The following is a 20,445-nucleotide window of genomic DNA, read 5'->3' on the forward strand; positions in this document are numbered from 1 at the left end:
GCCCTTAGAACGAGTAGCGCGCGGCAATCAGTGCCTGCGCCGACCAGACGGTATCTACGTCTCCGGTATCAAAGGCGTAAATGCCGGCGCTGGCCGTGGTGGTGACGCGCCCGAAGCTGCGCCCGTAACTCCCCGTCGCGCCGTAGGACCAGATCCCCGGCGTGCGGGCGATACCCGATTCATAGTAATTGACGAACAGGTTGGCGGCGAGTGTCGACAGCGCGGTGAGCGTGCGGTTGTAGAACAATTGCGCATAGGCGCTCTGGTCTTCGACCCCGTACAGCGTCACGCCCGGAACGTCGTCGCGGTCGAACAGCTTGCGATTGGCATAGCCGATGCCGCCGCCATAGGCCGAACGTCCGCGGGTGATCGACACGACGCCGTCGACGCCGCGCGCGCGATAGCTGGCGGTGGCGATCGACTGGAAGACGTCGTTGAGGCAGCCGCCCGGCGTCGATCCGCTCGTCGCGAAGACGCAGCCGTTATATTGCTGGGTAAAGGCGTCGCGCGCCGACAGGAAGCTCGTCGGCAGGTTGGCGAGCCCGGTACGCAGCTGCCGGCCGAAGGTGGTGACCGTGTCATAGACGTCGGCAGCGACCGCGACCCGCTCGGAGGCCTGATAGGTGGCGAGCCCGGTCACGCTCAGCGAACCGTAGCGCTTGCCGACATGCGCCTCGGCGGAGAGGCGACGATTGGGGCGCCAGACGACGCCCGCGTCGTAATAGACGCCGTCGGTGCGATAGGCGATCTGGCGCGGCGCGGCGGAATCGGTGACGTAGCGGCCGTTGCCGTCGACCACCGCGGCGCCCGTCGCATCGACCAGCGCGGCGCGGTTGCTCGTCTCGACCCGCTCATAGCCGACCCCGCCGGTCAGCGCGACATAGGGCGACACCGGGGCAAGCACGTCGCCGCGCACGCGCCAGCTCTGGTAGCGGCCGTCGAGCTGGCCGGCGTCCTCCCGCTCCCAGCCGGCGCTGGCGCTCAGACCGACCGGCGCGATCTGCCCCGGTCGCACGCTCGCGCCGATCGCCGCGACCTGCCCGAACGAATCGTCGTAATAGTCGAGCCGCGACTGGCCGGCGGGCAAGGCGACGTAGCTCGGCGTGTCGACCTTGGTGTATCCGGCCTGATAGCTGGCGGCGAGCGACACCGGCCCTGCCCGCGTGACGTAGCTCGGGCCGCCGAAGACGGCATAGACCTGGCTGATATTGTCGCCGTTGCCGACGATCACCCCCGGCGCCGCACCGCGGATGTCGCTGCGCGCGCGCGTCGCGATGCCGCCCGCCTCGAAGCTCAGCCCGCGCGCGACCTTTGCCGAGACGCGGGCGAGGCCGGTGTGGATGTCGTCATCGCCGACCCGGTCGTCCCACGAGATGCGGCGTTCGTAGCGATAGGAGATCTGCCCCTTGACGCGCGCGGTGCTCGCCGCGGCATCGATGCCGGCGGCAAGGCTCGAATAGGTCAGCACGTCGCCGGAGTTGAGGTCGGCGTCGAGGATCTGGCCGACCTCGACATAGGGCGTCGCGACGACGCGGCCGCGCTGCACCTGCGCCCCCGCCTGTCCGCCGGCGACCAGAGCCGCCAGCGCCGTCGCCATCCCCAACGTGCGGATCACGGACGATCCTGCCCGTAATAGGTGCCGTAGCGATGGCCGCCGGGGACGAAGGACACGGCGTTGAGCACCAGCGCGATCTCGTCACAGCCGTCGAGCCGCTGCACCGCCTCGCGCAATTCGCTTTCCGGCGTGCGGTCGGCGCGCACCACCAGCACGACCTGCCCGACCAGCATCGCCAGCACCGCCGCCGGCGACGCGGCGAGCGCAGGCGGCGAATCGAAGATGAGGATGCGGCGCGGATTGGCGGCGAGCAGGCGCGCCAGCACCTCGCGCGTCCGGGCGGAGGCGAGCAGCTCGGTGTCGCTCGCGGTCTTGGTGCCGGCCGGCAGGATCGACAGGCCGCCGACATCGGTGCGGATCACCAGGCTCTCGACGTCGATCTCGCCATCGGCGAGCGCGTCGAGCAGCCCCGGCTGTTCGGCGAGGCCGAGCTGCGCGAGCACGTCGGGCTTGGCGAAGTCGGCGTCGATCAGCAGCACCTCGGTATCGCGTTCCGCCGCCATCGACAGCGCGAGATTGACCGCGCAGAAGGTCTTGCCGTCGCCCGGCCGCGCCGAGCAGATCAGCGCGGTGCGCGCCCGGTCGCGCGACGACAGCGCGTCCGCGTCGGCGGCATCGTCGCGACCGGCGCGGGCGATGCGTTCGCGGGTGATCAGCAACTGCCGCTTGATCAGCCGGAATTCCTCCGCAAGCGGGCCGACCGGTGCACCCGGCACGATCATCCCCGCCTCGGCGAGCATGCCGCGATCGATCGCGGCGATGTCGGTCAGCTCGGGCGCGTCGTAGAAGCTGTCGGGCAGTTCCTGGCCGACCGGGGCGCGCAGCTCGGGCGGGATCGCGAGCAGCGTCGGATCCGCCAAGTCGGCCTGCTGCCAGGCGTCGACCGGCGGCGGCGGTGCCACCGCTTCGAGCGCGGGCAGATCGATCGGCGGCGGCCGGCGACGCAGATGCGCATTGAAGTCGTAGACTCGGGCGGCGCGCTCGAGCATCGATTCGGCGCGTGGCGATCCGCTCATCGTCCCGTCCCGTTGCACCGTCATGCCGCCATCCCCCGCTGCAACACCTCGACGCCGAGCAGCAGCACATAGGCCGCGACCAACCCGGCCGTGCCGCCGAGGAACAGCTTGAGCCGCTTGCCGCGCTGCTCGGACTGGCTGCGCGTCACCACCTCGCCGATCGCGCCGATCACCGGCATGCCGGTGGCGCGTTCGAGCCGCGGTCCGGTCGCGAAGGTGGCGCGAAGCTGACCCAAAGCGAAGGCCGCGCCGATGCCGCCGGCGATGCCGACGATCAGCACGCCGGTGAGCAGCAGCATGCGGTTGGGCGCGGTCGGCGCGCGCGGCATCGTCGGCGGATCGATCACCTGGAATTTGACATTGTCGGTCTGAGTCTGCGCCTGGCCACGCAGCGCGATCTGCTGCCGCTGGGTGAGCAATTGATCGTATTGATCCTTGAGCACCTGATAATCGCGGTCGATCTGGCCCTGCTCCGCCGCCACTTCGGGATCGCCCGACAATTTGGCGTTGAGCTGGTCGAGGTCGCTCTGCAACTGGGCCTTGCGCATCTTGAGCGCGGCGGCGGCGCTCTGCTTGTCGGCGAGCATCGATTGCAACGACAGATAGAGCGGATTGGGCGTGCCCCCGCCGGCGCCGGCCGGTTCGCCGCGCGCCGCCGCCTGTGCCGCGACGAGCTGACGCTTGAGCGCGATCACGTCGGGATGCTGATCGGTATAGCCCCGCGCGCGTGCATCGGCGAGCTGGCCCTGGATGGCGGCAAGCGCGGCACGCGCCGGACCGGCGGCGACGCCGCCGGCATTCGGGATGGTCGCCGGCGTCCCCGCCATCTGGCCCTGCACCGCGGCAAGGCTCGACTGGGCGGCGGCGAGGTCGCTGTCGACCTGCGCCATCTGGCTGCGCGACGCGCCGATCCGGTCGCCGACCGAGCCGGTGCCCGGCAAGGCGCCGAGATAGCGCGTCTGGAAATCGGCGCGCTTGGCATCGGCATCGGCGAGCTGCTTCTGGAGCTGGTCGAGCTGCTTGTTGAGGAAGTCGAGGCTCTGCGTCGTCTGGCTGCGGTCGCGGCCGAGATTCTGTTCGACGAAGATGTCGATCAGCTTCTGGGTGATTGCCTGCGCCAGTTTGGGGCTGGCGGCGGTGGTGGTGATCTGGAACAGATTGTCCTGCTGGCTCTCGACCTTGATCGCATTGGCGAGGCCGGCGACGCGGTCGGCGACGTCACGGTCGCTCGACACGGTCTGCGCCAGGTCGGTGCCGCGCACCACCTTTTCGAGATTGACCGCGCTGATCAGCGTCTGGCGGATGGTGTCGACATCCTTCTGCTGCGCCTGCGCGGGTGCGTCGATCGACGCGGGCAGGATCGACTGCATCTGGACGAAGACGCGCGCGCGCGATTCGTAGCGGCTCGGCATCTGGCTGACGACGAACCAGCCGGCGACGCAGATGCCCCAGGCCACCGCCAGCGCGAGCCAGCGGCGCGTCCAGATCGCGTGCAGTGCCAGCCGCACCTCGTCGTAGAGGCCGTTCACCGCGCGCGTCCGGCGAACGCCGGCGCGTGGTCGCGCGCGGCGTGCGTAAGGAGGATGCCGGCCATCAGAACATCGACTCGGGGATGATGATCACGTCGCCGGGTTGCAGGCCGACGTTGGCGCTCGAATCGCCCTTCTTGAGCAGGTCGGCGATCTGGAGCTTGTATTCGTGCTGCTCGCCGGTCTTGCGATCGTGGCGGACCAGCTTGGCCTTGTTGCCGGCGGCATATTGGTTGAGCCCGCCGACCGCGATCATCGCGTCGAGCAGCGTCATGTTCGCGCGATAGGGAATGGACGCGGGCTTCTCGGTCGCGCCGATGATCCGCACCTGCTGGCTGTAGGTCCCCGAGAAATTCTCGACGATCACCGAGACGATCGGGTCCTTTACATATTGGCCGAGCGCCTGCTTCATGTCGGCGGCGAGCACCGAGGGGGTCTTGCCGACCGCGGGCATGTCGTTGACCAGCGGCGTGGTGATGCGGCCGTCGGGGCGGACCTGCACCTTCGCCGACAGTTCGGGGTTGCGCCAGACGAAGACGTTGAGCTGGTCGAGCGGGCCGATGACATATTCCTCGCCCGGCTGCTCCTTGCTCGCGACGTAACTGGCCGGCGGCAGCGCCGGGCCGCTCGCATCGGTGGCGCAGGCGGCGAGCATCGGCGCGAGGCCGCCAAGCGCGAGCAGGATACGGACGGGACCACCGGAACGCATAATCATCTCCTGACCCCCCGGGGACGCCGGGCCGCATCCACAGGCGGGGTTACGTCTGCGCGTCATGGGGCGGGAGAGGTGAAGATAGCGTTAGGAACGCTAGGCCAACAATTACAGCACAATCGGCACGCCCTCCCCAAGGCCGCCGGGTTGCGTTATCACAGCATGATGGCTCGTGCGCTGCTTTTGATGACCCTTTCGGTTCTCCTGCCCTATCCCTTTCCCGTTTCGGCACAGGCCGCCCCGCCGCTGATCGGTCTGACGATCACCGGGGTCAGTTCGGCGACGCAGGCCGAGCGGATCGGCCCCGATCAGGCCGTCACCGCGCGTCGTCACGACGGGCCGGTGACGATCGTCGTCCGCGAAACCGGCATCGGCCGGGCGCGGGTACTGCGCGTCGACGGCGTGGTGACGCAGGCCCCGGCGAGCCAGCGCCTGCTCTGCGGTGCGGCGGTGGTCGCCGGCGCGTGCCGACCGGGCGAGCCCGCGACGGGGATCGAGCTGACCTATCATCTCGCCCCCCTGCCCTCAGGCACCCGGATCACAGTGCAGGACAGTGCGATGACGGCGCCGGCGCGCACCTTCACCGCCGAGATCACCCTGCTTTAGGCACCGCCGACCACGATCTCCGCCGCGGCAGGATGGCCGAGGAAAGCAGCAGGACTCGCCGACGCGCCATAGGCACCGGCAAGGAAGACGGCGATCAGGTCCCCCGGCTGCGCCTCCGGCAGGGCGACGCGGTCGCCGAGCCGGTCGAGCGGCGTGCACAGCGGCCCGACCACCGACACCGTCTCGGCCGCGGGGCCGTCGATCGCGCTGGCGAGCGCGAGCGGATAGTTGCGCCGCACCACCGTGCCGAAATTGCCGCTCGCGGCGAGCTGATGGTTGAGGCCGCCGTCGGTGACGAGGAACGTCTCGCCCTGGCTCGTCTTGCGATCGACGATCCGGGTCAGATAGACGCCCGCCTCGGCGACCAGCCAGCGGCCGAGCTCGATCGCGAACCGCGCCTCACGCAGCACCGCCGCGCGCGTCGCCAATCCCTCCGCAAGGCCTGCCCCGACCCGTTCGACATCGAGCGGCCGGTCACCGGCGAAATAGGGCACGCCGAAGCCGCCGCCGAGATTGACCAGCGGTGGCGCGGCCCCCGCCGCCTCGGCGAGCCGGGCGGCGAGCGCGAGCGTGGCCGCCTGCGTCTCGATGATCGCGCCCGCGTCGAGCGCCTGACTGCCGGCATAGATGTGGAAGCCGCGCCAGTCGGCGCCGGCATCGATCAGCCGGCGGACCAAGGCCGCCGCCGCGGCCGCATCGACGCCGAAGGGCGACGGCCGGCCGCCCATCTTCATGCCCGATCCGCGCAGTTCGACATCGGGATTGACCCGCACCGCCAGCCGCGGCGTGACGCCGAGCTGATCGGCAAGCCGCAGCGCGCGCGTCGCCTCGCCGTCCGACTCGAGATTGAGCGTCGCGCCGTTGCGCAGCGCGGCGGCCAGCTCGGCATCGCGTTTGCCCGGACCGGCGAAGCTGATCGCGCCGCCGGGCTTGACCGCCAGCGCACGCTCCAGCTCGCCGCCCGACGCGACGTCGAGGCCGTCGACCCAGGGCGCGACCGTGTCGAGCAGCGCGGGCAAGGGATTCGCCTTGATCGCATAATGGAGGTCGACCATCGGAAAGGCGGCGCGGAAGCGGCGGATGCGCGCGGCGACGATGCCGGCGTCGTAGACGAAGACCGGCGTGTCCGCCGCCCACTGTTCCGCCGGCGCGCCGGCGATGGTCAGGACGCCGGACTGACCGACGAATTCGGGCGGCAGCGGACCGACGGGTTTCATGCCGTCACCTCGGCACGGATCGCGGCCCGGTCGAGCTTGCCGTTGGCGTTGCGCGGCAGCGCGTCGCGCCAAACATAATGGGCCGGTTGCATGAAACTCGGCAACAGGCTGCGCAGCCGCGCCCGCAACGCCGGTTCCGCCGCGGCATCGCCCGCCAGCATGACGGTGATCGCCTGCCCGAGCCGCGCATCGGCGACGCCGACCGCGACCGCCTCGCGCGCCTCGCCGCCGGCCAGCACCGCCTCCTCGACCTCGAGCGGGCTGATCCGGTTGCCGGCGCTCTTGATCATCTCGTCGTCGCGGCCGACGAAGCGGAACAGGCCGTCCTCCCCTTCGACGACGGTATCCCCCGACCAGACCGCGATGCCGCCGCTCGCCGACCATGGCGGAGCGGGACGGAAGCGTTCGGCCGTCCGCTCGGGGTCGCGCCAATAGCCCTGCGCCACCAGCGGCCCGGCGTGGACGAGTTCGCCCGGCTCGCCGTGCGCGCGCGTGCCGTCGGGGCGGACCGCCATCACCTCGGCGAAGGGGATGGCGCGGCCGATCGCGTCGGGATGCGCGTCGATCAGCGCCGGGTCGAGCCAGGTCGAACGGAACGCCTCGGTCAGTCCATACATGGCGACGAGCTCGGCGGCGGGGAAGCGCGCACGCAGTCCGCGCACCAGCCGCTCGGTCAAGGCGCCGCCCGAATTGGTCAGGCGTCGCAGCCGGGCGGCGGTCGCCGCCGGCCAGTCGACGTCGAGCAACTGCACCCATAACGGCGGCACCCCGGCGAGCGTCGTCGCCTCGAACCGCTCGACCGCTTTCACCACGTCGCGCGCCGTCAGATAGTCGAGCGGGGCGACGGCGGCGCCGGCATACCAGGCGGACAGCAACTGGTTCTGGCCATAATCGAAGGCGAGCGGCAGCACCCCGAGCACCCGGTCGGACGGCGACAATCGCAGGTAATGCGCCACCGCCACCGCGCCGAGCCACAGATTGGCATGGCTGAGCATCACGCCCTTGGGCCGTCCGGTCGACCCCGAGGTGTAGAGGATCGCGGCGAGCGACTGCGGGTCTGCGGTCGAGCGACCCGGTCCGCCGCCGGCGAGCGGCACCTCACCCTCGTCGATCAGGCGGCACTCCGCCGGCACGTCCGCGGGGTCGAGCGTTTCGGCGCGCGCGCTCTGGGTGACAAGCAGGCGCGCGCCGCTGTCGGCGAGGATATGGGCGACCTGCGCGCGGCGCAGCGCCGGATTGATCGGGACGTGCACCAGCCCGGCGCGGGCCGCGGCGAGCGGCAGCACGCAGGCGAGCACGGTCTTGGGCAACCAACTCGCGATCCGCTCGCCGGGCGCACACCCTTGTGCGTCGAGCCAGCCAGCGACCGCGGCGACCGCCTCCTCGAGCGCGGCGAAGGTCCAGTCGCGGGATCGCGTCAGCAGCGCGGGCGCGTCCGCGGCGCCGCGCAGCAGGTGGTCGAGCGGAAACGGGGTCGGATCGGGCAAGGCCATCGCCCCTCTTAGCGTCACTCTGTTGCCGAATGCAGCCCCAGCCAGTACCGGCGGCTATCCGCAACCGATCAGGGCCGCCGCTTTGCTTCCCGAAGGCTATGACACCGTCGAGACCACCGTCCGCGCCGTCCTGCGCGACGTGTTGGGCCTTTCCGCCGAGCGCGTCGCCGGCTTCACCGCGACGACGCCGCTGTTCGGCGCGCTGCCCGAACTCGATTCGATGGCGGTCGCCAGCGTGCTGACCGAGATCGAGGATCGGCTCGGCATCCTGATCGAGGATGACGAGGTCGACGGCGATATGCTCGAAACCTTCGGCGCGCTGGTCGAATTTGCCGCGAGCAAGGCGCTCGTCTAGCCTCTGCGGCATGGCGCCGCGGATCGATCATTACGACTGGCCGGGCGGGCGCGAGGGGATGCTGCGCTTCGGCCCCGACGACGGGCCGCTCGCCGTCGTCGCGCTGCCGATGTTCGAGGAAGGCAATCGCACGCGGACCTTCGTGGTGACGCTGCTGCGGGCGCTGGCGGAGCGGGGCATCGGCAGTGTGCTGCCCGACGTGCCGGGTCAGGGGGAGAGCATCACCCCGCTCGCCGGCCTTACGCTGCTGCGCATGGCGACGGCGCTGGAGGCCATCACGGATCGCTGTCTCGACGACGGGCGGCGGACCTATGCGGTGGGCATTCGAAGCGGAGCGTTGCTCGACGGCTGCGCGCTCCATAGCGGACGGTGGCATCTCGCGCCGCAAACCGGCGCAGACCTGCTGCGGGATTTGCATCGGACGTGGCGAGCCGCCAGCCATTCCGGCGACCAGACGATGATGATGGCGGGTGGCGATCCGGTCGAGATCGCCGGCAACCTGTTGCCAAGCGACCTGTTGCTGTCGATGTCGGCGGCGACGCCGTCCGATCAGCCCGGCATCCCCCGTCGCGTCGTCCGCCTCGCCAGCGACCCCGCCGCAGCCGACCGCCACGTCGATGCCGCCCCGCTGTGGCGCCGCAGCGAACCGGGCAACGATGCCGCGCTCGCCGCGCTGCTCGCCGAGGATATCGCCGGCTGGATCGCGGCGTGCGAAGCCTGATCACCTTTCCCTGTGCGGGCGAGACGCTGATCGGCTCGCTCGACATGGCGGCGGGCGCGACCGGATTGCTGATCGTCTCCGGCGGCAACGAAATCCGCTGCGGCGCGCATCGCGGCATGGCGCTGCTCGCAGCGGCGATGACGGCCCGCGGCCATCCCGTCTTTCGCTACGACCGGCGCGGGATCGGCGATTCGTCGGGCGACAACCATGGGTACCTGTCCGCCCGCGGCGATCTCGTCGCCGCGGCGGAAGCCTTCCGCGCCGCCGCGCCGCAGCTCGCGACGATCGTCGCTTATGGCAATTGCGACGCGGCGAGCCTGCTCGCGCTCCACGGCCGCGAGGCGGGAGTCGATCGCCTGATCCTCGCCAATCCCTGGACGATCGAGGACTTCGACGACCTTCCCCCGGTCGCCGCGATCCGCGCCACCTATCGCCAGCGCCTGACCAGCCCGCGCGCCTGGGCGCGGCTGCTCTCCGGCCGCATCGATCTCGGCAAGGCGCTCCGCGGCCTGCACAAGGCCTCGACCGCTCCGCCGCAGACACTTGCGCGGCGGATCGTCGGCGCGATCGAGAATTGGGGCGATGCCGCCACGATCATCCTCGCGAGCGCCGACGCCACCGCGCAGGCCTTCGCCGCCGCAGCGCCGCATCTTCCCGCGCATCGGATCGACACCGCCTCGCACAGCTTCGCCCGGGAGACGGATCAGCGGCAGTTGCAGGCGTTGGTCGCAGGTTTGCTGGAAGACCAATAACACACGCGAAGCCGCAAAGACGCGAAAAATTCGGTCGTCGCACAAGGGAAGCGCTTTCCTCTATAGTCTGGAAGTGCACTCGCCCGACGCTTCCACGTCATTGTATTGCACTGAACTCTTAGCGCCTTCGTGTCTTCGCGTGATCACCTTCCAGTCTAGAACGGCGACATCGAGCACCGCTGCAAGGTCATGCAGTGCCGACGCCCGTTCCGGCCACGGCCGGTCGCTATTCCGCCGCCTCGGCCATCTCCTCGAACTCGGCGGCGGCGAGAAAGCGCTCCGCATCGAGCGCGGCCATGCAGCCGGTGCCCGCCGCGGTCACCGCCTGGCGATAGATTTTGTCGGCGACGTCGCCGCAGGCGAAGACGCCCGGCACGCTGGTGCGGGTCGAGCCGGTTTCGACCGCGATATAGCCGTCGTCGTCGAGCGCGAGATGGCCGCGGAACAGCTCGGTCGCGGGATGGTGGCCGATCGCGACGAACCCGCCGTCGACCGACAGGCGCGAATGCTCGCCCGTCACCGTATCCTCCAGATCGAGCGCGACGAGGCCGGCATTGCCGCCGCCGTCGACGAACTCGCGCACCTCCTTGTTCCACAGCACGGTGACGTTGGGATGCGCGTGCAGCCGCTCCTGCAGGATGCGCTCAGCGCGCAACGTGTCGCGGCGATGGATCAGCGTGACGTCGTCGCTGTGGTTGGTGAGGTAAAGCGCCTCCTCGACCGCGGTATTGCCGCCGCCGATCACCGCCACCTTCTTGCCACGGTAAAAGAAGCCGTCGCAGGTCGCGCAGGCGGACACGCCCTTGCCCTTCATCGCCTCCTCCGATTCGAGCCCGAGCCATTTCGCCTGCGCGCCGGTGGCGATCACCAGCACCTCGCCCTCGTAGACGTCGCCGCCGTCGCCGATCAGCCGGAACGGCCGCCGGGTGAGGTCGACCTCGACGATCGTGTCCCACATCAGCCGCGTGCCGACATGCTCCGCCTGCTTCTGCATCTGCTCCATCAGCCACGGGCCCTGGATGACGTCGGCGAAGCCGGGGTAATTCTCGACATCGGTGGTGGTGGTGAGCTGCCCGCCGGGCTGGATGCCCTGGACGACGATCGGCGCCATGCCAGCGCGCGCGCCGTAGATCGCCGCCGACAGACCCGCCGGGCCCGAGCCGAGGATGAGCATGCGCGTGGAATGGGTGGTCATGGGAACAGCCTGTCGGAAGGGAAGATTCGGATGCTGATCTAGGCGATCATGCGGCGTTTTTGAATGCCGTCGGCAAATCACCGCCGAATGCGGCTATAATCGGATCACCGGGGACGGTTGGCGGCGGGATCGTCGGCCCAGCGGCATCCTGTCATCGTTTCCGTGCATCCAACCCTCGCCTCCACGCGTTCGCGCTCACGAAGCGTGAGGGATGAACATAGTGGCCGACGATCAGATCAGTACCGAACCCTATACCGGCCCGTCCGGCGGCTGGGGGTCGATGAAGTCGGTCGCCCGCATCAACCTGCGCGAGAAGGTCAATCCCGAGACGGTGCGCGAGCTTGCCCGGCAGAACAAGCCGGAGGGCGTGATGTGCGTGTCGTGCGCCTGGGGGAAGCCCGCGCATCCGCATATCGCGGAATTCTGCGAGAACGGCGCCAAGGCGACCGCGTGGGAGCTGACCAGCTATCGCACCACGCCCGCCTTCTTCACCGAGCATAGCGTCACCGAGTTGCGCGGATGGAAGGATTTCGACCTCGAACAGGCGGGCCGCCTCACCCATCCGATGCGATATGACGCGGCGAGCGACCGCTACGTCGCGGTGAGCTGGGAGGAGGCGTTTGCCGACATCGGTGCGCATCTCAAGGGCTATGACCCGGCCAAGGTCGTTTTCTACGCCTCCGGCCGCGCCAGCCTCGAGACGAGCTATATGTGGGCGCTGATGGCACGGATGTACGGCAGCCAGAACCTGCCCGATTCGTCCAACATGTGCCACGAGACGACGTCGGTCGGGTTGAAGTCCGCGATCGGATCGCCGGTCGGCACGATCCATCTGTCGGATTACGACAGCTGCGACATGATCCTCTATTTCGGCCAGAACCCCGGCGTGAACAGCCCGCGGGCGCTTCACCCGCTGCGCGCCTGCGCCAAGCGCGGGGTCGAGATCATCGTATTCAACCCGTTGAAGGAACGCGGGCTCGAACGGTTCACCGATCCGCAGAACCCGATCGAGATGGTCACCGGCAAGTCGACGCCGATCGCCAGCCAATATCATCAGGTCAAGACCGGCGGCGACATCGCGGCGATGCTCGGCATCTGCAAATATGTCATCGAGGCGGACGACCAGTGCCAGCGGATCGGCGCCCCCGCTATCCTCGACCACGCCTTCATCGCCGAACATACCAAGGGCTTCGAGGCCTTCGCCGACATGGTGCGCGCCACCGACTGGGCGACGATCGAGCATGAGAGCGGGCTCAGCCGCGGCGAGCTTGAAGGCGTCGGTGCGATCTACGCCAAGTCGAAGCGCGTCATCTGCGTCTACGGCATGGGGCTGACCCAGCACGTCCACGGCATCGACAATCTGCACACCCTGGTCAATCTGATGCTGTTGCGCGGCAACGTCGGCAAGCCGGGCGCGGGCTTCGGCCCGGTGCGCGGGCACAGCAACGTCCAGGGCCAGCGCACCGTCGGCATCACCGAAAAGCCCGAATTGGCGCCGCTCGACCGGCTCAAGGCGCTCTACGATTTCGAGCCGCCGCGCGACAAGGGCTGGGACACGGTCGAGGCGTGCGAACATATCATCGACGGCAGCGCCCAGGCGTTCATCGGCCTCGGCGGCAATCTCGCCCGCGCCGTGCCGGCGACCGCCGAGATCGAGCCGGCGTGGCAGCAGCTCGACCTCACCGTCAGCATCGCGACCAAGCTCAACCGCACGCATCTGCTGCCCGGCAAGACCTGTTACCTGCTCCCCTGCCTCGGCCGGATCGAGACCGACGAGCAGGCGACGGGGCCGCAGGCGGTGACGATGGAGGACAGTTTCAGCCGCATCTACGGTTCGCGCGGCAAGGCGACGCCGGCGGCGGACACCCTGCTGTCCGAGCCGGCGATCGTCGCGGGCATCGCCAAGGCGACACTGGCGCCCAATCCGAAGGTCGACTGGGATGCGTGGGTCGGCGATTACGCGCTGGTCCGCGACGCGATCGAGGCGACCTATCCCGACAAATTCACCCGCTTCAACGAGCGGATGTGGGTACCGGGCGGCTTCTGGAAGGGCGTCGAGGCGGCGCATCGGCAATGGCTGACCGAAAGCGGCCGCGCCGAGTTCAACGTGCCCTCGACACTCAACGCGACCGGTTTCGCCGAGGCGCCAGGGCGGTTCCGACTGATGACGCTGCGTTCGAACGATCAGTTCAACACCACCGTCTATGGCTATCACGACCGGTTCCGCGGCATCAAAGGCACTCGCGACATCGTCTTCATGAACCGCGCCGACATGGCGACGATGGGCCTCGCCGAACATGACTTGGTCGACCTCGTCGGCGACGCGGGCAGCAACGGCGACCGGCGGGTCGGCAAGCTGCTCGTCGTCCCCTACGACATTCCGCAGGGATGCCTCGGCGCTTATTATCCCGAGTGCAACGTGCTGATGCCGGTGACGCACAAGGCCGAGCAGAGCCACGTGCCGGCGGGCAAGTCGGTGCCGGTGCGGGTGGAGCGATCCGCCTGATCCTCGCGGCGATCCTCGCCGGCGGCCAGTCGCGCCGCTTCGGGACGGACAAAGCGGCGGCGCTCTATCGGGGGCGTCCGCTGCTCGACCATATGCGCGCGCTCGGCGCGGAACAGGCGGATGCGGTGGTCGTCGTCGGGCGCGACGACGGCGTGTGCGATCGGCCGCACGCCGGCCTCGGTCCGCTCGGCGGGATCGCCGGGGCGCTCGCTTATGGCGCGGCGCATGGCTATGCCTCGGTGCTGACGCTGCCCTGCGATATGCCGCTGTTGCCCGAGCCGCTGCTGCCGGCGTTGCTGCGCCGCGCGCCCAGCTTCTGTCTCGACGCGCCGGTGATCGGCCATTGGCCGAGCGCGCTCGCGCCGTCGCTGCTCCGCCATATCGCCGAATCGCCGCGGCGCTCGGTACAGAATTGGGCGCGCAGCATCGGCGCCCTGCCGATCCCCAGCCCCGCGCCGCTGGTCAACGTCAACACGCCCGACGACCTGCTCGCGCTGTGAGCGGCGCGCGGCAGGAGGCGGTGCACGTGCTGCGCCCCGACGGCAGCATCGATGCCGCGACACGGGCGATGGCGATCGAGGCGCCGGTCGCGATCGAAGTCGACGGTCTCGGCTATGCGGTGATGATGATGACGCCGCGTGATCTGGCGGCGTTCGCGACCGGCTTCATGCTGACCGAACGACTGGCGGATACCCGCGGCGACATCCTCGACATCGACGTGTTCGAGGCGCCGGCAGGCTGGATCGTCCGCGTCGCGCTGGCGGAGCGGTGCCGCGGCCGTATCGCCGACCGCATCCGCCACCGCACCAGCGACACCAGCTGCGGCCTGTGCGGGATCGCCAGCCTCGAACAGCTCGTCCGCCCGGTCGCCCGCCGGCCCGAGGCGCCGCGCGTCGCGCCCGCTGCGATATTTCATGCGCTGGGGCTGGTGCGCGATTCGCAGCACCTCAACCGCAGCACCGGCGCGGTCCATGCCGCCGCAGCCTGCGGTGTCGACGGCGCGATCCTCGCGCTCTGCGAGGATGTCGGCCGCCACAATGCGCTCGACAAACTGATCGGCCTGGGAATCGATGCGGCGTTCACCCTGGTCACGTCGCGGATCAGCTTCGAGATGGTCGACAAGGCGCTGGTGGCGGGAACGCCGCTGCTCGTCGGCATCTCCGCCGCGACCAGCCTCGGCATCGATCACGCCCGCGCGCACGGGCTGACGCTGGTGGCGCTGGCGCGATCGGATGCGCTGCTGCTGCTCAACGATCCCGGCGCGGTCTTCGCCTGAGGACGCGCCTCCGCCGCGCCGCCGGTCGTCAGTGCCCCCAATCCCACAGATGCGCCGACCAGTTGCGAATGCCGTCGATGACGCCGTCGAACCCGTCGATCAGCATGTGGCGATAGGTCCCGTCGAGGAAGACGCTGTCGGCGAGGATCAGGATCATCGCCACCGCCGCCCATAGCACGCCGCGATGCATCGGCTCGGGCTTGCGGACCAGTTTGACCTCGTCGCGCCGGCGTTCGGCGAGGCGGCGGTCCGGCGTGGCCGGGCGGGCAGCGACGCGACGGTCCCCGCGGCGACGCTCGACAGGATGATGATAGGGCATGACCGGCCTCGCTCCGCAGCGACGACCGCCATGGCATGGCGCGTCTTTACAGGACGTTATCACAGGTTCGTTTTTCGCGGCCGGCCGACGCAACACAGCCGCCGCCCGGTCATTACCCGTGTCTGCCGCGGCGATGCCGCCCGAGGGGGACCTGATTGATGACTACCGAACGTCGCGCCGTGCATCTGCTCGGCTGGATCGCCACGCTGACCGCAGTCGCGATGTACGTCTCTTACGTGTCGCAGATCCGGCTCAATCTGGCCGGCCACAAGGGCTCGGCGATCCAGCCGCTGTGCACGATGCTCAATTGCAGCCTGTGGGTGACCTATGGCCTGGTCAAGCAGCGGCGCGACTGGCCGGTGACGCTCGCCAACGCACCCGGCGTGGTGCTGGGGCTGATCACCTTTGTGACGGCGCTGTAGGATGATGCTCACACCGGCGGGCGCTACCGGAAATGGTAGCGGAGGAGGGACTTGAACCCCCGACCCCAGGATTATGATTCCCGTGCTCTAACCAGCTGAGCTACTCCGCCCCGCCGTGTGAGGTGGCGCCTATAAGTGTGGGATACAGCAGCCGTCAAGCGAACATATGACGGGAAAGTGCTTCCCATGGTCCGCCGCGATACCACCAGGTGGCAAGGCCGGCGATCTCGACCTCGCGCGCGACGAAATCGCGGCTCAGCGCGGCGAGCAGCAGCTTGGCGATATTGGGCTGCACCTTGTTCTGGATGGTGACGTGCGGGCGCCAGCCGCCGGCATCCTGCGGCGTCAGCAGCCCCGAAAAGGCATCGGCCAGCTCACGGCGGATCGCGACCAGCTCGGGCGATTCGATACGATAGGCGACGCCGCGCCCCAGCGAGATCAGCCCACCGACGCGCGCCACCGGCGCGGCGATGCCGCGGGTGAGGCCGGACAGGCGATGCTTGATCTCCGCCTCCGCCGAGGGCGGCAGATGATGGAACATGGTGAGATGCGCCGACAGCTGGTTGCGTTCGGGCGGGAAATGCGCGGCGCGTTGCGCGTCGAACCAGCCCTGGTCCTGCCGCCCGAACAGCGCGGTGACGATGATCGGCGCCGGTGCCGGACCGGAGGCGGGGCCGGTCAAATCTCCACCTGACTGCCGAGCTCGACGACGCGATTGGTCGGCAGGCGGAAGAATTCCATCGCGCTCTCCGCGTTACGCAGCATCCAGGCGAACAGCTTTTCGCGCCACAGCATCATCCCCGGTCGTTCGGAGGGGAGCAGCGTCTGGCGCGACAGGAAGAAGCTGGTGTCCATCATCTTGAACTCGGCACCGCAGCCATGCACGCGCTTGAGCGCCGCCGGCACGTCGACCTCCTCCATGAAGCCGTAGCGCAGGATCAGGCGGTAGAAGCCGTCACCCATCTCCTCCGTCATGGCGCGATCCGCCTCGCGCCAATAGGGCTGCTGGACGATCTTGACGGTGAGGAGGATCACCCGCTCGTGCAGCACCTTGTTGTGCTTGAGATTGTGCAGCAGCGCATGCGGCACGCCGTCCGCCGACGAGGTCATGAACACTGCGGTGCCGGGCACCCGGCTCGCCGAACTGGCGGCGGAGGTGATGAACACCTTGATCGGCATCGCCGCCTCGCGCAGCCGGTCCATCATCAGCTGCCGTCCCTTCGACCAGGTGGTGAGGAAGGTGAAGACGATGAAGCCGACCATCAGCGGGAACCAGCCGCCGTCGGGCACCTTGGTGAGATTGGCCGAGAAATAGGCGCCGTCGACGAGGAAGAACAGGCCGAGCAACGGTGCGGCGGCATAGAGCGGCCAGTTCCACAGCCGCGTCAGCGCGACGCCGAGCAGGCACGAATCGATGAACATCGCCCCCGTCACCGCGATGCCATAGGCGGAGGTGAGGTTGGACGAGGTGCGGAAGAACAGCACCAGCAGGATCACCATGACCATCAGCATCCAGTTGACGATCGGGATGTAGATCTGTCCGGCGGTCGCCGCGCTGGTATGTTCGATGCGCAGCCGCGGCATGAAGCCCAATTGGATTGCCTGCTGCGTCACCGAGAAAGCGCCCGAGATCACCGCCTGGCTGGCGATGATCGCCGCCATCGTCGCGAGGATGACCAAAGGCAGCTGGAGCGAATTGGGCGCGAGCATGTAGAAGGGGCTTTCCAGCGCGGCGGTGCCCTCGCGGAACAGCAAAGCGCCCTGCCCCAGATAGTTGCACATTAGCGCCGGCAGCACGAACACCAGCCACGACAGTCCGATCGGCCGTCGCCCGAAATGGCCCATGTCGGCATAGAGCGCCTCCGCCCCGGTCACCGCCAGCACCACCGAGCCGAGCGCGAGAAACGCCCGGACCGGATCGGCGAGGAAGAAATGCACCGCATGATGCGGCGAAAAGGCCCAGAGCACCGCCGGCGTCTGCACGACGCTGATCAGGCCGAGCACGGCGATGACGGTGAAATAGACGAGCATGATCGGCCCGAACACCAGCCCGATCCGCGCGGTGCCGCTCTTCTGCACCCAGAACAAGGCGATGAGGATGGCGATGACGATCGGCAGCACCAATCCGCCGAACGCCGGCGCGGCGATCGCCAGCCCCTCGACCGCGCCGAGCACGGTCACCGCCGGGGTGATCATCGAATCGCCGTAGAAGAGCGAGGTCGCGAAGACGCCGAGCAGGATGATCCCCGCCGACCAGCGCCGGCTCTTGGTCCGGCCCGAGACGAGCGCGAGCAGCGCGAGGCTGCCGCCCTCCCCCTTGTTGTCGGCGCGCATGATGATCGCGACATATTTGATCGTCACGACGATCATCATCGACCAGAACATCAGGCTGAGCACGCCCATGATGTGCAGCGGATCGAGCGCCAGCTTGTGGTGCCCGGCGAAGGTCTCGCGAAAGGCGTAGAGCGGGCTGGTGCCGATATCGCCGAAGACGATGCCGATCGCCCCGACGGCAAGCTTGAGCATGCCGTCGTGATGACCCTGAGCGTCCCCCTCGTCGCGCGCATTCGGCACGGCGGCCGGTACCGGCGTTGTCACGAGCGGTGCGACCGATCCGACGCGCAGCGAAGTCCGGCCATGTTCCCAACCTGTTCCATATGATCCCGCCTTAGCATGGGCTGAACGATGCGGGCAACGGGAAGGCTGCACCGGCCGGGGTCATGGCCGGCGGAAGACCTCGCGAATGACGAAATGCGAGGCGAGCCGCGTCACCCCCGGCAGGCGGGCGAGCGTCTCGCGGTGGATACGTTCGAACGTGTCGTCACGCCGCACCTCGACGTGGAGCATATAGTCCGCCTCGCCGCTCATCAGGAAACAGTCGCGAATCTCCGGCACGTCGGCGATCTCGCGTTCGAACGCGGCCATCGTCTCCTCGCGCTGGTCGCGCAGCGTGACGTTGACCAGCACGACGCTGGGATTGCCGCGCGCCGCCTTGCTGAGCACCGCGCGGAATCCGGCGATATAGCCGCGCTCCTTGAGCGAGCCGACACGGCGATGCGCGGCGCTCGGCGACAGGCCGACCGCCTCGCCGAGTTCGGCGCTGGTGAGGTCCGAATTGGCGAGCAGTTGCGACAGGATCTTGCGGTCGAGGGCGTCGAGCATGGATCGTGCGTTAGGCCGCTCGTCGCTGCAATCCTATCCCGTCCGTGCTGCTTTCGTTGCGATTCTTTGCGACCTTCTCCCGCTCGGGCGCGGCTATGTACGGCGGCAGTAGAGGAGAATGATGATGCGCATCGGCGTGCCCAAGGAAATCAAGAACCACGAATATCGTGTCGGCCTGACCCCGCCCTCGGTCGCCGAACTGGTCGCCGCGGGTCATGAGGTCGTCGTCGAGACGCGCGCGGGCGCGGGCATCGACTTCGAGGATCAGGATTATATCGACGCGGGCGCGACCATCCTGCCCGATCCTGCCGCGGTGTTCGCCGCCGCCGACATGATCGTCAAGGTCAAGGAACCGCAGGCGAGCGAAATCGCGCTGCTCGAACCGCGCCACCTGCTGTTCACCTATCTCCATCTCGCCGCCGACAAGCCGCAGGCGGAAGGGCTCATCAATTCGGGCGCGACCTGCATCGCCTATGAGACCGTCACCGCGTCGCGCGGCGGCCTGCCGCTGCTCAAGCCGATGAGCGAGGTCGCCGGTCGCATGTCGGTGCAGGTCGGCGCGCATTATCTCGAAAAGGAACAGGGTGGCCGCGGCGTGCTGCTCGGCGGCGTGCCGGGCGTCGCGCCGGCGAAGGTCGCGATCCTCGGCGGCGGCGTGTCGGGCGTCAATGCGGCGCAGATGGCGGTCGGCATGCGCGCCGACGTGACGATCTATGACATTTCCAACGACCGGCTCGCCGAACTCGACATGTTCTTCTCGAGCCAGATCAAGACCGCCTATGCGAGCAAGGCGGCGATCGCCGCGGCGGTGAAGAACGCGCATCTCGTCATCGGCGCGGTGCTGGTGCCCGGCGCGGCGGCCCCGAAGCTGGTGACGCGCGAGATGGTCAAGACGATGAAGCGCGGCGCGGTGATGGTCGACATCGCCATCGACCAGGGCGGCTGTTTCGAGACCAGCCATGCGACGACGCACGAGGACCCGGTGTTCGAGGTCGACGGCGTGACGCATTATTGCGTCGCCAACATGCCGGGCGCGGTGGCGCGGACCAGCGCCTTCGCGCTCAACAATGCGACGTTGCCCTTCGCGCTCAAGCTCGCCAACCTCGGCGCGGACGCGGCGATGAAGGCCGATCCGCATCTCGCCAACGGCCTCAACGTCTCGGGCGGCAAGATCCGTCATCAGGCGGTCGCCGAGGCGCTCGACCTGCCGTTCGAGGCCTGGCAGGGCTGAGCCGGAACGAACGTGGAACATGGTGGTTGAAGCCTTCGACACTGTAGAAGGCTTCACCCATGTCCGAGACCGAAAACCCTAAGACCCACCCCACGTCCAACGCCGAAAAGGATCCGGATGACTGGACGACGGGTGACGAGACGATGACCGGCGCGCAGGCGAGCTATCTGAAGACGCTGTCCGAAGAGGCGGGCGAGACGTTCGACGAATCGCTGACCAAGGCGGAAGCGTCGAAGAAGATCGACGAGCTGCAGGGCAAGACCGGCCGCGGCAAGTGACCTCTCACGGCCCCCCGTTGCGACAGGACGCGACGGGGGC

General features: G+C 68.8%; 21 protein-coding genes and 1 tRNA gene. 10 read left to right on the plus strand and 12 right to left on the minus strand.

The genetic code is table 11. From position 1 onward, the window contains the following. Positions 1–4 precede the first annotated feature (4 nt). From V8201_RS09510 to V8201_RS09525, 4 genes are all read right to left on the minus strand, one after another. A complete protein-coding gene (locus tag V8201_RS09510) occupies positions 5–1,615 on the minus strand; it encodes a porin family protein (RefSeq protein ID WP_336545132.1) in 1,611 nt (536 codons plus the stop codon). Next, a complete protein-coding gene (locus V8201_RS09515) occupies positions 1,612–2,655 on the minus strand; it encodes an AAA family ATPase (RefSeq protein ID WP_373276470.1) in 1,044 nt (347 codons plus the stop codon). The genes V8201_RS09510 and V8201_RS09515 overlap by 4 nt, the downstream gene beginning before the upstream one ends. Next, on the minus strand, positions 2,652–4,160 hold the full coding sequence (locus V8201_RS09520) for an XrtA system polysaccharide chain length determinant (protein ID WP_271298822.1): 1,509 nt from the start codon (positions 4,158–4,160) through the stop codon (positions 2,652–2,654). The genes V8201_RS09515 and V8201_RS09520 overlap by 4 nt, the downstream gene beginning before the upstream one ends. 64 nt (positions 4,161–4,224) lie before the next feature. Beyond that, positions 4,225–4,815: an XrtA/PEP-CTERM system exopolysaccharide export protein gene (locus tag V8201_RS09525; RefSeq protein ID WP_373276476.1), complete on the minus strand. Its 591-nt coding sequence runs from the start codon at positions 4,813–4,815 to the stop codon at positions 4,225–4,227. A gap of 243 nt (positions 4,816–5,058) precedes the next feature. Here V8201_RS09525 and V8201_RS09530 point away from each other — a divergent pair, with 243 nt between their 5' ends. Then, on the plus strand, positions 5,059–5,478 hold the full coding sequence (locus V8201_RS09530; RefSeq protein ID WP_152542409.1) for a DUF4879 domain-containing protein: 420 nt from the start codon (positions 5,059–5,061) through the stop codon (positions 5,476–5,478). Here the strand turns inward: V8201_RS09530 and V8201_RS09535 are convergent. Then, complete coding sequence (locus V8201_RS09535; RefSeq protein WP_336545133.1) at positions 5,475–6,695, minus strand: pyridoxal-dependent decarboxylase, exosortase A system-associated; 1,221 nt, start codon at positions 6,693–6,695, stop codon at positions 5,475–5,477. The two genes, V8201_RS09530 and V8201_RS09535, sit on opposite strands and share 4 nt — an antisense overlap. Beyond that, on the minus strand, positions 6,692–8,188 hold the full coding sequence (locus V8201_RS09540) for an AMP-binding protein (protein WP_336545134.1): 1,497 nt from the start codon (positions 8,186–8,188) through the stop codon (positions 6,692–6,694). The genes V8201_RS09535 and V8201_RS09540 overlap by 4 nt, the downstream gene beginning before the upstream one ends. Before the next feature lie 82 nt (positions 8,189–8,270). Here V8201_RS09540 and V8201_RS09545 point away from each other — a divergent pair, with 82 nt between their 5' ends. The 3 genes from V8201_RS09545 to V8201_RS09555 are packed head-to-tail and all read left to right on the plus strand — an operon-like array spanning position 8,271 to position 10,016. After that, entirely contained in the window at positions 8,271–8,543 is a 273-nt protein-coding gene (locus V8201_RS09545; protein WP_037536336.1) for an acyl carrier protein, read from the plus strand. A 10-nt stretch (positions 8,544–8,553) separates the two neighbouring features. Then, on the plus strand, positions 8,554–9,264 hold the full coding sequence (locus V8201_RS09550; protein ID WP_336545135.1) for a hypothetical protein: 711 nt from the start codon (positions 8,554–8,556) through the stop codon (positions 9,262–9,264). Then, positions 9,252–10,016, plus strand: a complete 765-nt coding sequence (locus V8201_RS09555) for a hydrolase 1, exosortase A system-associated (protein ID WP_336545136.1) — start codon at positions 9,252–9,254, stop codon at positions 10,014–10,016. Before V8201_RS09550 ends, V8201_RS09555 begins: the two co-directional genes overlap by 13 nt. A 226-nt stretch (positions 10,017–10,242) precedes the next feature. On the opposite strand, the gene trxB is transcribed toward V8201_RS09555, so the two are convergent. Further along, on the minus strand, positions 10,243–11,211 hold the full coding sequence (gene trxB, locus V8201_RS09560; RefSeq protein ID WP_037536329.1) for a thioredoxin-disulfide reductase: 969 nt from the start codon (positions 11,209–11,211) through the stop codon (positions 10,243–10,245). Positions 11,212–11,422: 211 nt separating this feature from the next. Here trxB and V8201_RS09565 point away from each other — a divergent pair, with 211 nt between their 5' ends. From V8201_RS09565 to fdhD, 3 genes are read left to right on the plus strand one after another with little or no spacing between them, the layout of a single operon-like run. Next, complete coding sequence (locus V8201_RS09565) at positions 11,423–13,717, plus strand: FdhF/YdeP family oxidoreductase (protein ID WP_336545137.1); 2,295 nt, start codon at positions 11,423–11,425, stop codon at positions 13,715–13,717. After that, positions 13,624–14,217 (plus strand): molybdenum cofactor guanylyltransferase, encoded by a 594-nt coding sequence (mobA, locus tag V8201_RS09570; RefSeq protein ID WP_235199826.1) that lies wholly within the window; start codon positions 13,624–13,626, stop codon positions 14,215–14,217. Before V8201_RS09565 ends, mobA begins: the two co-directional genes overlap by 94 nt. After that, a complete protein-coding gene (gene fdhD / locus V8201_RS09575; RefSeq protein WP_336545138.1) occupies positions 14,214–14,993 on the plus strand; it encodes a formate dehydrogenase accessory sulfurtransferase FdhD in 780 nt (259 codons plus the stop codon). Before mobA ends, fdhD begins: the two co-directional genes overlap by 4 nt. A 28-nt stretch (positions 14,994–15,021) precedes the next feature. Here fdhD and V8201_RS09580 read toward each other — a convergent pair whose 3' ends face one another. Beyond that, entirely contained in the window at positions 15,022–15,312 is a 291-nt protein-coding gene (locus V8201_RS09580; protein ID WP_037536322.1) for a hypothetical protein, read from the minus strand. 158 nt (positions 15,313–15,470) lie between these two features. Here V8201_RS09580 and V8201_RS09585 point away from each other — a divergent pair, with 158 nt between their 5' ends. Next, positions 15,471–15,734, plus strand: a complete 264-nt coding sequence (locus V8201_RS09585; RefSeq protein WP_037536321.1) for a SemiSWEET family transporter — start codon at positions 15,471–15,473, stop codon at positions 15,732–15,734. A 33-nt stretch (positions 15,735–15,767) separates the two neighbouring features. On the opposite strand, the gene V8201_RS09590 is transcribed toward V8201_RS09585, so the two are convergent. The 4 genes from V8201_RS09590 to V8201_RS09605 form a co-directional block, all read right to left on the minus strand. Beyond that, positions 15,768–15,844, minus strand: a tRNA-Met gene (locus V8201_RS09590). Between the two features lie 44 nt (positions 15,845–15,888). After that, the gene (locus V8201_RS09595) at positions 15,889–16,416 is read right to left on the minus strand and encodes a 2'-5' RNA ligase family protein (protein ID WP_336545139.1); all 528 of its coding nucleotides are present in this window, start codon (positions 16,414–16,416) and stop codon (positions 15,889–15,891) included. Next, a complete protein-coding gene (locus V8201_RS09600; RefSeq protein WP_336545140.1) occupies positions 16,413–18,260 on the minus strand; it encodes a potassium transporter Kup in 1,848 nt (615 codons plus the stop codon). The genes V8201_RS09595 and V8201_RS09600 overlap by 4 nt, the downstream gene beginning before the upstream one ends. 192 nt (positions 18,261–18,452) lie before the next feature. After that, positions 18,453–18,896 carry an Lrp/AsnC family transcriptional regulator gene (locus tag V8201_RS09605; protein WP_271298833.1) on the minus strand — a complete coding sequence of 148 codons (444 nt, stop codon included), beginning with the start codon at positions 18,894–18,896 and terminating at the stop codon, positions 18,453–18,455. Positions 18,897–19,020: 124 nt separating this feature from the next. Here V8201_RS09605 and ald point away from each other — a divergent pair, with 124 nt between their 5' ends. Continuing rightward, positions 19,021–20,127 carry an alanine dehydrogenase gene (gene ald, locus V8201_RS09610; protein ID WP_037536483.1) on the plus strand — a complete coding sequence of 369 codons (1,107 nt, stop codon included), beginning with the start codon at positions 19,021–19,023 and terminating at the stop codon, positions 20,125–20,127. A 59-nt stretch (positions 20,128–20,186) separates the two neighbouring features. Further along, a complete protein-coding gene (locus V8201_RS09615) occupies positions 20,187–20,405 on the plus strand; it encodes a DUF3072 domain-containing protein (RefSeq protein WP_271298834.1) in 219 nt (72 codons plus the stop codon). Positions 20,406–20,445 lie beyond the last annotated feature (40 nt).

This window comes from Sphingomonas kyungheensis, from assembly GCF_037120395.1.
Taxonomy (GTDB): domain Bacteria; phylum Pseudomonadota; class Alphaproteobacteria; order Sphingomonadales; family Sphingomonadaceae; genus Sphingomonas; species Sphingomonas kyungheensis.

Excerpts from the sequence above, each read along its gene's own strand:
- V8201_RS09515 (WP_373276470.1), bottom strand. The coding sequence starts at position 2,655 with ATGACGGTGCAACGGGACGGGACGATGAGCGGATCGCCACGCGCCGAA.
- V8201_RS09525 (WP_373276476.1), bottom strand. The coding sequence starts at position 4,815 with ATGCTCGCCGCCTGCGCCACCGATGCGAGCGGCCCGGCGCTGCCGCCG.
- V8201_RS09530 (WP_152542409.1), top strand. The coding sequence starts at position 5,059 with ATGACCCTTTCGGTTCTCCTGCCCTATCCCTTTCCCGTTTCGGCACAG.
- V8201_RS09535 (WP_336545133.1), bottom strand. The coding sequence starts at position 6,695 with ATGAAACCCGTCGGTCCGCTGCCGCCCGAATTCGTCGGTCAGTCCGGC.
- V8201_RS09540 (WP_336545134.1), bottom strand. The coding sequence starts at position 8,188 with ATGGCCTTGCCCGATCCGACCCCGTTTCCGCTCGACCACCTGCTGCGC.
- V8201_RS09550 (WP_336545135.1), top strand. The coding sequence starts at position 8,554 with ATGGCGCCGCGGATCGATCATTACGACTGGCCGGGCGGGCGCGAGGGG.
- trxB (WP_037536329.1), bottom strand. The coding sequence starts at position 11,211 with ATGACCACCCATTCCACGCGCATGCTCATCCTCGGCTCGGGCCCGGCG.
- V8201_RS09565 (WP_336545137.1), top strand. The coding sequence starts at position 11,423 with ATGAACATAGTGGCCGACGATCAGATCAGTACCGAACCCTATACCGGC.
- V8201_RS09580 (WP_037536322.1), bottom strand. The coding sequence starts at position 15,312 with ATGCCCTATCATCATCCTGTCGAGCGTCGCCGCGGGGACCGTCGCGTC.
- V8201_RS09585 (WP_037536321.1), top strand. The coding sequence starts at position 15,471 with ATGACTACCGAACGTCGCGCCGTGCATCTGCTCGGCTGGATCGCCACG.
- V8201_RS09600 (WP_336545140.1), bottom strand. The coding sequence starts at position 18,260 with ATGCTCAAGCTTGCCGTCGGGGCGATCGGCATCGTCTTCGGCGATATC.
- V8201_RS09605 (WP_271298833.1), bottom strand. The coding sequence starts at position 18,896 with ATGCTCGACGCCCTCGACCGCAAGATCCTGTCGCAACTGCTCGCCAAT.
- ald (WP_037536483.1), top strand. The coding sequence starts at position 19,021 with ATGCGCATCGGCGTGCCCAAGGAAATCAAGAACCACGAATATCGTGTC.
- V8201_RS09615 (WP_271298834.1), top strand. The coding sequence starts at position 20,187 with ATGTCCGAGACCGAAAACCCTAAGACCCACCCCACGTCCAACGCCGAA.